General features: G+C 50.3%; 14 protein-coding genes and 1 tRNA gene. 11 read left to right on the top strand and 4 right to left on the bottom strand.

What is annotated here, in order from left to right; genetic code table 11:
* Positions 1-83: 83 nt before the first annotated feature.
* From ABDW36_RS00390 to ABDW36_RS00365, 6 genes are all read left to right on the top strand, one after another.
* Positions 84-437 carry a DUF6152 family protein gene (locus ABDW36_RS00390; protein WP_343699900.1) on the top strand — a complete coding sequence of 118 codons (354 nt, stop codon included), beginning with the start codon at positions 84-86 and terminating at the stop codon, positions 435-437.
* On the top strand, positions 437-895 hold the full coding sequence (locus ABDW36_RS00385; RefSeq protein ID WP_343699899.1) for a DUF6644 family protein: 459 nt from the start codon (positions 437-439) through the stop codon (positions 893-895). Before ABDW36_RS00390 ends, ABDW36_RS00385 begins: the two co-directional genes overlap by 1 nt.
* Positions 896-951: 56 nt before the next feature.
* Positions 952-1,470, top strand: coding sequence for a hypothetical protein (locus ABDW36_RS00380; RefSeq protein ID WP_343699898.1), 519 nt, complete (start codon positions 952-954; stop codon positions 1,468-1,470).
* Positions 1,471-1,570: 100 nt separating this feature from the next.
* Positions 1,571-2,161, top strand: coding sequence for a TetR/AcrR family transcriptional regulator (locus ABDW36_RS00375; RefSeq protein WP_343699897.1), 591 nt, complete (start codon positions 1,571-1,573; stop codon positions 2,159-2,161).
* 66 nt (positions 2,162-2,227) lie between these two features.
* Positions 2,228-2,692 (top strand): hypothetical protein, encoded by a 465-nt coding sequence (locus tag ABDW36_RS00370; protein ID WP_343699896.1) that lies wholly within the window; start codon positions 2,228-2,230, stop codon positions 2,690-2,692.
* Between the two features lie 166 nt (positions 2,693-2,858).
* The gene (locus ABDW36_RS00365) at positions 2,859-3,308 is read left to right on the top strand and encodes an SRPBCC family protein (protein ID WP_343699895.1); all 450 of its coding nucleotides are present in this window, start codon (positions 2,859-2,861) and stop codon (positions 3,306-3,308) included.
* An 89-nt stretch (positions 3,309-3,397) separates the two neighbouring features.
* On the opposite strand, the gene ABDW36_RS00360 is transcribed toward ABDW36_RS00365, so the two are convergent.
* The 3 genes from ABDW36_RS00360 to ABDW36_RS00350 all read right to left on the bottom strand — a co-directional run bounded on the left by ABDW36_RS00360 (position 3,398) and on the right by ABDW36_RS00350 (position 4,544).
* Entirely contained in the window at positions 3,398-3,898 is a 501-nt protein-coding gene (locus tag ABDW36_RS00360) for a hypothetical protein (RefSeq protein WP_343699894.1), read from the bottom strand.
* Between the two features lie 123 nt (positions 3,899-4,021).
* Positions 4,022-4,093, bottom strand: a tRNA-Glu gene (locus ABDW36_RS00355).
* An 82-nt stretch (positions 4,094-4,175) separates the two neighbouring features.
* Complete coding sequence (locus ABDW36_RS00350; RefSeq protein ID WP_343699893.1) at positions 4,176-4,544, bottom strand: helix-turn-helix domain-containing protein; 369 nt, start codon at positions 4,542-4,544, stop codon at positions 4,176-4,178.
* 88 nt (positions 4,545-4,632) lie between these two features.
* On the opposite strand from ABDW36_RS00350, the gene ABDW36_RS00345 reads away from it, so the two are divergent.
* The 5 genes from ABDW36_RS00345 to ABDW36_RS00325 all read left to right on the top strand — a co-directional run bounded on the left by ABDW36_RS00345 (position 4,633) and on the right by ABDW36_RS00325 (position 10,143).
* The gene (locus ABDW36_RS00345) at positions 4,633-5,373 is read left to right on the top strand and encodes a 3-oxoacyl-ACP reductase family protein (RefSeq protein ID WP_343699892.1); all 741 of its coding nucleotides are present in this window, start codon (positions 4,633-4,635) and stop codon (positions 5,371-5,373) included.
* Between the two features lie 103 nt (positions 5,374-5,476).
* On the top strand, positions 5,477-6,562 hold the full coding sequence (locus tag ABDW36_RS00340) for an acyl-CoA desaturase (protein ID WP_343699891.1): 1,086 nt from the start codon (positions 5,477-5,479) through the stop codon (positions 6,560-6,562).
* A gap of 447 nt (positions 6,563-7,009) precedes the next feature.
* Positions 7,010-7,852 (top strand): hypothetical protein, encoded by an 843-nt coding sequence (locus ABDW36_RS00335; RefSeq protein ID WP_343699890.1) that lies wholly within the window; start codon positions 7,010-7,012, stop codon positions 7,850-7,852.
* 196 nt (positions 7,853-8,048) lie between these two features.
* The gene (locus ABDW36_RS00330; RefSeq protein ID WP_343699889.1) at positions 8,049-9,239 is read left to right on the top strand and encodes a hypothetical protein; all 1,191 of its coding nucleotides are present in this window, start codon (positions 8,049-8,051) and stop codon (positions 9,237-9,239) included.
* Between the two features lie 40 nt (positions 9,240-9,279).
* Positions 9,280-10,143 (top strand): RteC domain-containing protein, encoded by an 864-nt coding sequence (locus ABDW36_RS00325; RefSeq protein ID WP_343699888.1) that lies wholly within the window; start codon positions 9,280-9,282, stop codon positions 10,141-10,143.
* A 22-nt stretch (positions 10,144-10,165) separates the two neighbouring features.
* Here the strand turns inward: ABDW36_RS00325 and ABDW36_RS00320 are convergent, their stop codons facing one another.
* Complete coding sequence (locus ABDW36_RS00320) at positions 10,166-11,215, bottom strand: PLP-dependent aminotransferase family protein (protein WP_343699887.1); 1,050 nt, start codon at positions 11,213-11,215, stop codon at positions 10,166-10,168.
* Between the last annotated feature and the right edge of the window lie 9 nt (positions 11,216-11,224).

Genomic DNA, 11,224 nt, shown 5'->3' with positions numbered 1-11,224 from the left:
GGGTGTTTTTTCTTGGAGGGGAAGGGAAAATATGAGGTATCTTTATAAAGGCATTTATTAGTAAACCCTTAAATACATTCCGTATGATCTTACTAAGAAATATCTCCGCCGCCCTGCTTTTCCTGCTTTGTACGTCCTTTACCCCGCTACACCATGGCTGGGCCAATTATGACCAGACCAAAACCATCGACTACACGGGCACCGTATCCGCCTCCGTGTATGAGAACCCGCACAGCACCATCAAAATTAACCAGGACAAAAAGATCTGGACGGTGATACTGGCCCCCGTTACCCGCATGCAGGCCCGCGGCGTTTCTGCAGACATGATCAAAAAAGGCAGTTCCGTGCGCGTGGTGGGTTACCCCCACAAGGAAGTAAAAGACGAAATGCGCGCGGAAAGGATCTTCATTAACGGCACCAAATATGAGCTGCGTTGATGATGCCCGTTGCTGAGTGGCTGCGGCTGCTGGAAAACAGCTCCTGGGCCCTGGCCATCCGGCAGTCTGCCTGGTTGTACCCCTTTCTTGAAATTGTACATATCACCGGTATTGTTATACTGGTAGGGGCCGCTTTTATGTTTGACCTCCGCCTGCTGGGCTTTTCCAAACATCTTCCCGCCGGCGATCTTGGCCGTCATTTACTCACATGGTCTGTCAGAGGCCTGCTCCTGGTAGTGCCCTCCGGCATATTGCTCTTCATCACCAATGCCTCCACCCTGGGGTACGACCCGGTTTTCTGGACAAAGATGGCCCTGCTGGCGGCGGCGGGAGGCAATGCCTTGTTCTTCCGCAGGGTGGCTCCGCCGGCTGAATCTGCCAGGGCTAAAACAGTGGCCGTGCTCTCTTTGCTGCTGTGGCTGGCCGTAATTGCCTGCGGCCGCTTGCTGGCTTATTAGAACAGCTGTAACATTCTGGCTGCCTCCCCGTTTAAACAAGAAATAATTTAACCCGCATGAAATCAAAATTCTACGTATTCATCTTGCTGCTTGCGGGAATAGCATTTGCATCCTGCAAGAAAGACATGGCTTACGGAAACCAGTATGACAAAAGCTACCAGGCATGGCAGCATTTCAAGGCCGCTTCCGGTGATTCTTACCGCTATATGGTTGCCTTCGGGTCATGGACGGGTTACAGTACAGAAACGGTGATCACTGTTGAAAAAGGAAAAGTAGTGGCCCGCTCTTTTGTAGCCAAAGACTTTGCAGACCGTACCACCAACCAGGTGGTTGTGCGTGAAGAATGGAGCGAGGATGCAGGCAGCCTGGGCACGCATGAAAAGGGATTTGCCCCCGCCACCCTGGATGAAATATATCAACGTGCAAAAACAGACTGGTTGCTGAAGAGGAAAGACGCCCAGACCTATTTTGAAACCAGGAACAACGGCATGATCTCCAGCTGCGGCTATGTGCCTAATGGTTGCCAGGATGACTGTTTCAGGGGCATTTCTATCGGGTTTATTGAAAAACTTTGATCAGCGGGTGTCATACACCGTTCTCTCCGGTATGCAGCATAGAGTTGCGGAAGTTGCCGGGATTTCATTTCTTTGCTGAAATACCAGATGGTATCTTTTCATGAAAAAAGCAGAGGCAACAAGACAGAACATACTGCAGAAAGCGTTTGAGCTGATTTACGTCAAAGGTTACCAGACAACCAGTATTGACGATATTATTGCTACCACCAAAGTAACTAAAGGCGCTTTCTACTACCATTTCAAAAATAAGGACGAAATGGGCCTCGCCATTATCAACGAAATTCTCAAACCAACACTTGCCCGCAGTTTTACAGAACCCCTGCAGCAGGAACCAAACCCGCTGGATGCCATTTACAGCCTGATGCATCACCTGCTGATGAAAAATGAGTTCCTGAAAGTAGAATACGGTTGCCCCGCCGCTAATTTTACGCAGGAAATGACGCCCTGGAACGTTGATTTCAGACAGGCGCTGGATGAGCTGACAGACCAGTGGATGAAAGTGATGACGGCCGCAATTGAGAAAGGAAAGAAAGACGGTGTTGTCCGCAAGGATGTAAAAGCAAAGCAGGTGGTGCTGTTCATCATGTCTGGTTACTGGGGCATCCGCAACTTCGGCAAGCTGGAAAACAGCCGCTCCGTTTATCTTCCTTATTTAAAAGAGTTAAAAAACTACCTGAAAGGGCTGCAATAATTTTTTTGCTGTAAAACATACTAATTAGTATGTTTTATCTACATTTGCAGGCATAACATCTGGACAATGTATCCTTATTTGCTGGTAGCACATTCTGTTTTCCGCTGGCTGGTGGTGGTTTTTATTGTATATACCATATGCCGTTGCTGTGTTGGCTTGATGCAGCACAGGCCGTTCTCCAAAACGGATGATGCCTTCCGCCACTGGACGGCCACGGTAGCCCACATACAGCTGATGATAGGGATGGTGCTGTATGCAAAGAGCCCCTTAGTGCAGTATTTCTGGTCTGGCAGCCGGACGGCGCCCGCACCGTTGAACATTTCATTCTTTGCTGTGATACATATCCTTTTGATGTTTGCCGCTATTGTGCTGTTGACGGCGGGTTCCGCGCTGGCCAAACGCAAGCTGGAAGACAGGGAGAAGTTCAGAACGATACTGATCTGGTATGCTATTGTGCTGGTTGTCATCGTTATAGCTATACCTTGGCCGTTTTCTCCATTGTCTGCCAGGCCCTATTTAAGAATGTTTTGAGCCCGGTCGCAATTGACCCCTTAAATGTCGGATGCTGCCTCTATCAGAATCAGATTTTCTTGTCACTTTTGTATGGCAAGGCAATCATGATCTGTGGAGCAGCAACCACGAAAAAAAACGGGCGGTACCGAAAAGCCAGATGAGTAGGGAACAAAAAAATGATCTTATGTCAGATAACACTGTTTCATTGCACCGCGTGCTCAAAGCCTCCCCGGAAAAGGTGTACAGAGCATTTACCGAAGCTGTGGCCATTGCTTCATGGCTTCCCCCGTACGGTTTTCTCTGTACCGTTCACGAGATGAACGTAAAGCAGGGGGGGACTTATAAAATGTCTTTTCAGAATTTTTCCACCGGCAACAGTCATTCTTTCGGCGGGAAGTACGTAGAGCTCAAACCGAATGAGTTCCTGAAGTATACAGACCAGTTTGATGATCCTAACATGCCTGGCGAGATGATGACTTCTGTCTGGCTCCGGAAAACCATAGCAGGTACGGAAATAAAAATCGTCCAGGAAAACATTCCTGCTGCTATACCGGTAGAAATGTGCTACCTGGGCTGGCAGGAATCTCTGGAAAAGCTGGCCAAGCTGGTAGAGCCTGAGATACCGGATGCATGATCAGGTGATGGGTGGGCTATTTATGGCAGTAATTAGTCGGAAATACAAAGCGGGAAAGAATCAAGGTTCTTTCTCGCTTTGTCGTTTTCCTATTTCCAGGTTATTGGCAAGTCCCTAAATTCAAGTTTCACGTTCGGTGGTTTATTATAAAGAAGATGGAGATGTATCAGCTTCATTATTTTCACTGAAGGCAAGACTTTTTTAAAGGTAATAGTCGATTTGACCGGAGTATCGGTAAAAAGCGTGTTCCTGCTGCCTTCGCTCCCAATCGAATGGTTTGATCCCTTATACTCATTCCCCTCTACATCGATTGCCTGCGTATTATAATACTGGATCGCTTCATTTGCATCGTGATTTACGAAGGTCATGGATACGGTAACGGTCTGGTCTTTCGTATTTCCTTCCACTTTCAAGATATTGAAATCTATATTGGCCGTGGTGACCGTTTTTATCGGTGTTGTTATATTCAGCGCTTTTTTCAGGTATTCATTTTCTTTTTTCAGCTCTTCACAATTGGATTGGGCATGTACGGATTCGGGGCGCAAGAATGTGGAAAGACAGGTGAATGTCAGCACTAAAATGGATTTCATAAATAGTATTTACAGGGTTAAAAATGCAGCCAGTTTGGCTGGTTAACACAATAAATATAGGGAAAACTGCCGGCTCGTAAAAGCAAAACGGGTTGCCCGTAATGAGCAACCCGTTTCCTTTTGTACCGCGTACGGGAGTCGAACCCGTCATTCCTCCGTGAAAGGGAGGCGTCTTAGCCGATTGACCAACGCGGCATTGGTCATTTTTGGGATGGCAAAGGTAGAGCTTTTATCAAATAATCCAAAAATATTTTCCGGAATTTCCAGCCTGCCTGCATCACCTCACCGCCAGCTTCCCTTTTTTTTCCCGCAGCCGGTTACCCCAGTCAGACATACATTGCAGCATCGGTTCGGTAGACACGCCCGCCGGCGTCAGCTCATATTCCACCCGCGGCGGCACTTCCGGGTAAATGATGCGCTGTACCAGCCCGGCTTCTTCCAGTTCCCGCAGCTGCGCTACCAGCATGCGTTCCGAGATACCGTCAATGGAGCGGCGGAGCTCGCTGTAACGCATTCTGCCGTTCAGCAGGCCGAAAAGGATGGTGGGCTTCCACCGGCCGCCGATAACAGACAAGGTATAGGCCATTCCACAATTACGGATAATGTTGGCCTCGTTCTGGGCGTTTGTAGACTCCTGTTTACGCATACTTACCTTTTTGTTAGTACTTAACAATTTTTACAGTACTTACAAATCTAGTGGCTTCCCGGTAGCTTTGCAACATAAAAATCAGAATATGGGAAAATTGACCAACAGAACAGCACTCGTTACAGGCGGCAGCCGCGGAATAGGCGCCGCCATTGCAAGGCGCCTGGCCCGTGAAGGGGCCAACGTGGCCATCACCTATAACGCTTCAGCTCAAAAGGCGGAAGCTGTAGTAGCGGAAATAACACAACTCGGCGTGAAGGCTCTCGCCATCCGGGCAGACAGTGCAGACCCGCAGGCGGTCATCACCGCGGTACACCGCACCGCAGCGGAACTGGGTGGCCTGCACATTCTTGTCAACAACGCGGGCATCGGTCTTTATAAAGAACTGAAAGATCTTACCCTTGAAGATTTTGACCTCATTACCGCCATAAACGTACGGGCTGTGTTTGCTGCGTCCAAAGCGGCGCTGGATTACATGGGCCAGGGCGGCCGCATCATCCACATCGGCAGTTGCCAGGCGGAGAGAATGCCTACTCCCGGCGGCGCCTTGTACGCCATGAGCAAAACAGCCATTGTTGGCCTCACAAAAGGCATGGCGAGAGACCTGGGGCCGCTGGGCATTACGGTCAACAATGTGCAGCCGGGGCCTGTTGATACGGATATGAACCCGGCCAACGGTCCGCACGCGGATTATGAGCGTTCCATCATGGCTTTGCCCGAATTTGGGACGGGGGAAGACATAGCCGCCCTGGTGGCCTATCTTGCTGGCCCAGAGAGCGCCTACATGACCGGTGCGAGCCTTACCATAGACGGCGGCACCAATATTTAACATAATTATAGCGTTTCCGCAGCAGGTATTTCCGCGAATCACGGGATATTTTGTCTACTATTACAAAACGGGTATCAACCTGCAACTGTAATATTGCGAACTTATGCCAAAGGTGTCTTTCAACAACAGGAACGCCCTGTTTTTCCCTTCCCTGAAATTGGCGGTGGAGGAGTACTTTAAATCCAATCAGAAAGCGAAGACCGGTAACCTTCAATTATATCTTAAAACAATTGTGCTGATACCGGCAGCGTTGCTGCTGTACGTGAGCCTGCTGGTATTCCCGCTGCATGCGGTAGCCGGTATTGTGCTCAGCGCTCTCCTGGGTTTTGTACTGGCCTGCATCGGTTTTAACGTGATGCACGATGCCTGCCACGGCAGCTACTCACGCAAGGGATGGGTGAACGATACGCTGGGCCTTACGCTGAACGCGCTGGGCGGAAATGCGTTTATCTGGAAACAGAAGCACAACATCATTCATCATACTTATACGAACGTAGATGGTATGGACGATGATATTGCCAAAAGCCCGCTGATGCGCCAGTGCAGCACGCAGCAATGGGTACCCATGCACCGGCTCCAGCATTTTTATGTGGTGCTGGTGTATGGCATTTCCTCTTTTGCGTGGGTATTTATTATGGACTTTGCCAAATACCTGCAGCGCAAAGTGAACAGAACGCCTTTGCAGAAAATGAGACCGGCTGACCATTTTGTGTTCTGGATGAGCAAGGTGCTGTACATAATTTTTTACATTGCGCTGCCTGTTTATGTTGTGGGCGTAGAGGCCTGGATAGTCGGGTTTGTGGCCATGCACCTGGTAATGGGCTTTACACTGGCTATTGTATTCCAGCTGGCGCATGTGGTGGAGGAAACCTCCTTTGAAGCGGTAGGTGAGGACGATCTGCAGATCGAGAATGAATGGGCTATTCACCAGGTGAAGACCACAGCTAATTTTTCGCCTGACCATAAACTGATCTCCTGGTTCGTAGGCGGCCTGAATTACCAGGTGGAGCACCATCTTTTTCCCCGCATCAGTCATGTGCATTACCCGGCCATCAGTAAAATAGTGGAAGCAAAATGTCAGGAGTTCGGCATCCAGTACAACAGTATGCCAACCATGATGAGCGCTGTGCGGTCACATTTCCGCTTTATGCGCATGCTGGGCATGAAGCCTGTGCCGGCCATTGCCTGAAGAATAAAATAACTGCGCCATACATCAAAAAACCGCTCTTACGGGAGCGGTTTTTGAATGCCTTAACCCTTACTGGAGTGTTATCATTAATCTACACATCCCTTGTGAGTGGGTGCAGGAATGCCCTGCTGACTATACGACGCAAAGAAAACGGGGTCAGGGTGAACGGCCTCTGAAATTTTTTTTTGCCTGCCATAAATTATTCGCTGTTAACAGGCATTTAACGTTCCTGCGTACCTATTTTTTAAAAATTGCGCTTTTGCCTGCCATGCAGGCAACTGGTTGTTTTTACCCTTCAGTTTCCATGGCGGTTCGGCTGCATGTTCTCACAAAAAAAATGACAGTGTTTTTTCACCCGCTGCTCCCCGTTTGGTGATCCTCTTATATACAATTGTTGTGTTGCCCCGAAGCAGCAGTTTAGCAGACGCACATACCAAAACATGCACCATGAACAAACTCAACCATTTAATCTACGAACATTTTGCTCCCGGCGTGCTGGCCGCTTCAGCAGAAAAAAGACATACCTATCTCCGGGAGGTGCAGGCGGAAAAGATGAAGATCACCGCTTCTATGCGGGAGCTGTCACAACACGGAGCGCCCTGGGAATACAAGGCACAGGTGATCCGCAAATACCAGGTGCAGATAGTGTTGCTGCTGGATGCGCTGGAGCAATACCAGCATCATGCGGACCCTGCCGTGAAAGCATTTTATACTGAAGCCTCCGCCATCCTGGAAGAACTGTTGATTGCCCTGGAACAGCATTTTCCGGAATACCTGGCGCAAGACGTTTTTATGCCGAAAGGCTATGTTATCCAGGTGATAGAGCAACTGGAAGAACGGTTCAGGGATACGGAAAAATACCTGTGTGACAGGCGGGTAGACAGGCGGCTGCTGGAACTGGTGATCAGGCCGCTGCATCATCAGCATCCCTATATCACTTTCGGAATGGTGATGTACTACCGCCGGCTGCTGCTGGAGCTGCGCGAAAATGTACATCCTTTTATTATAGACCTGACGGAAAGGGTGCATTATACGCTCCACCAGTACAACTTCAACTCTAAAGACTACTTTATGTACTGCACCGCGCAGCTGCGCAAAAAAATATCCCGCCTGCGCACCTTGCAGGAAAAGAAAGGGCTGCTTTCCTGGTATGAAAAGGAATTGCGGAATATGAACAGCCACGGGGTATCACTATTCCCGGGAAAGGGAGGCCTGCGGGAGCAGATGCTTACCTGGCTCAGGGAAGAAAAATATTTCCAGCAAACTTTGTTAACCGCCTCAGCGTCCTGACCCGCCCATATCACTCCCGGACGTTAACCCACAGCTTGCTTTTTAAAAAAAAGCGAAAAAAAATCTCACACCTGTGACAAAGCTGTTAATTCTTTCAAAATAATAATCTCAAATTTACTTTGTTAGTATCAGTTGCATATCATCCTGTTTAGTAAGACAAACAAATTTGTATTTATGATCTGTTGCCCTTGTATGTATGAGTACACTTAATGATTTTGTAACGATGCAGCTAAGCCCCGAAGCCCTTGCAAATACCGGCGGCAACCTGCAGCAGTACCGGGAAAAGGTGCGCGCGGAGAAACTGCGGATCACCTGCCGGTTGCTGGAAATTTCCTGTGCGCCGGCAGCCGCGGAGAAAACGGCTTTTGTACAGGGCCTGCAAATGGATATGGTACGCCTGCTGGACGTTTTGCATTATTACCGGCTCAGTTACCAGTCTGCCCGCTCCATGCAAACCGGCGCAGATGAGCAAATGCGGCTCTACCGCGATGTAGAGGATATGCTCCACGAAGTATTGATCGGGCTTGAACAGCACTTCCCGGAATGCCTGTTGCCGGAACTGCCCCTGCCTTTCAGCTATGCCGCCCGGGCACGGCGGCAGCTGCAGGTACGGGTAAACGAGCTGGTAGTATTACTGGGAGAACTGCCGCTGGACGGGGCGTTGCTGGAACTGGTGCTGCGCCCGGTAAGGCAATTCCTGCTCAATCCTGAAGAACGGATCAGCTTCCGCTCCCTGGCCTACTACCGGGAACTGTTGAGCCAGCTGTACGTAACGGGTACCCTGCGGGCGGATGGGAACGAGCTGCACCTCCAGTTGCATGCCATCCTCATCCATCTCAACTTCAATGCTATAGAGTATTACCTGTATTGCATCAACAAGTTGCGGGCATGGCTGAAGGGATACCATCACCTGCATGACAGGATCACGGGCCTTACCTGGTGTATCAAGGAGATCAGGAGCATTCCGCTAAAGAACAGCGCGGCGGCCCTGCATGCGGAAAGCAGTCCCATTGCCGCACAATTGTACGCCTGGCTGGAGGAAGAGCGGATCTTCCTGAGAAATGTGCATGAAGAAAAACTGCAGCAAGCTGCCGGCAGGGAGGCCGGGGAAAAACTGCAGACCAGCCTGACCGTGTCCCAGCTGGCGTTGATGCTTCGGATCTATGTTGAAGAAGGCATCATCATACGCACTTCGCTGCGGCAGGTGCTGTTTTTTGTGTCCGGCTTTGTAAAGGTCAGGCGGCCAGATACCATGGCGGAAGAGAGCTTTGAGGCAAAATATGACAACCCCAGCCTGTCTACCATCACCGCCTGCAAGCTTTGGGTAGGCCGGTTAATGGAACGGCTGAATGACCACGAGAAGAAGATGCGGGCTTATGTTGACTGATGCGCTCCGGCATTTTACATAAACACTAACACTATCATTGATGAAAGAAACTTTAATGGCATTGCAGGCAACGCTGGAGAGGGAACTGGCCGAGGTGGAAGCAAACATCCCGAATGTACTGGAGCGGTTTAAAACGGGTGCGCAGATTGCGGACAGGGCAGAGGAAGAGCTGAAGCAACTGGTGCTGGATGCGGCTTTCGAGTCAAAAGAAGACGAGATCTATTTTTTCAAGCACATTCAGCCCAGCATCCTGAGCAAGAAGATCTATTACAGCCAGTTGTTCAGGATTGAGGCAGACCGGCCCAAAAACATCCGCGAAGACTATAAAAAGTTCCTTGACCAGGAGCTGCAGCGCATCACGATGTTCTTTGAAGTACATAATGCACTATATCTCTATTTCCGTGGAGGGTCTGCAGACAAGGACGAACAGTATTTTCTCCGGAACAGCCATTATAACAATGAATACCCGGTTGACCTGGACGGCATGCTGGATACGCGCTTCTGCACAGTAACCTCTTTCAAGCTGGCGGAGCTGATTGCGCTGGAAGAAGTGAGCAGCTACCTGTCTCTGAAACTGGACCAGTTGTACGGCCTCCCGCGCAATATGGCCTATAAGCCCAAACTGAAATGGACAGATTCCAAGACTGACCTGGTAGAACTGGTATATGCGCTGTATTGCACGGGCAGCTTCAACAACGGGGTGGCAGATCTGAAGCAGATCTTTGAATGGCTGGAAAACTCGCTGGACATAGATTTTAACAACGCCTACAGCCATTTCAGGGATATTCGCATGCGCAAGAAAGAGATGGCCACTTTTCTGACGCGGCTGAAAGACAGCTTGCTCCGGCGCATTGAGGAAATGGAAGTGGAGCCCAGGAGCAAGGGAGGGATATCCGGGCCATAACGCTGGCGGCCTTCCGGTATTCTTACTGCCGCCTCACCAGATCCGCAATGTTTTCCAGGGCAGCCGGCAATTCAGGCCGTTCCCACACGGTGCCCAAGGCTATTCTGACATAGCGGGCGCCGCTGCCTACTGCAAATTCCGCTCCGTCCGGCACATCAATTTGCTGCGTGTATAATTGACGGCTCAGCGCGGCGGGGTCAGGCACCTGCAGCCAGAGGTGGAAACTGCCGGGAAACATGCGGTAGCTTAACCCTTCAAAAATTTTTTCGCACCGTTGATGCCAGGTTTGCCCGACTGCTTGTTTTTCCCGGATGATGTCTTTGAGCAATGGCCCGTTCATTAATTCCAGGCCAAACATTGTAAAAAGAAGGGAAACGCCGCTGGTGGTGAGCCGTACCAGGTTGTCTATCCCCTGCAATACCCCTTCAGGATGCAGCAGGTAAGCGCTTTTCAACAAGGGGTTGAAGGCTTTGGAAAGACTATATACATGCAGCGTTTGTTCCGGCAGCAATTGCAGGAAAGACGGGGGAGGATCGGGATGCAAAAAGCGGTAGGCGTCATCTTCCAGGATATAAACGCCGCTGAAACGACGGACTACGGCAGCAATGGCTTCCCTGCGCGCGAGCGACATCACGCTGCAGGTGGGATTATGTACGGTGGGCTGCAAATATACCAGCTTGCAGTCACGCTCCTGCAGGCAACGCTCCAGCGCATCTGGCAATATGCCCTCTTCATCACTGGCAATAGGAGCCAGCTCGTACCCGTGATGGCTGGCGGCCATCTTGAACCCGGGGAAAGTAAAAGGCTCGCAGGCTATGCGGGGCGTTTTCCCACGGAACCAGTCAAGCACGCAATACAGCCCGTTGTTGGCGCTGGGCAGCGGCACAATCCTGGAAATGCCTTCCCGGGCATGCAGCCATTGCAGCACCGTGCGGGCGCCGTCATTGCTCAGTGCCTGGTAGGGCGGGTGCAGTAAATCCGATTTTTTTGTATCGGTAAGCGCCTGGCAGTAGGCCTGGAATACATCTCCCTCCCGGGGTATGGAAGGGTAATTCAGCCGGAGGTTCAACATATTGGCAAG

This window comes from Chitinophaga sp., assembly GCF_039596455.1.
Lineage (GTDB): Bacteria > Bacteroidota > Bacteroidia > Chitinophagales > Chitinophagaceae > Chitinophaga.
This window is presented reverse-complemented; position numbering and strand designations above follow the sequence as displayed.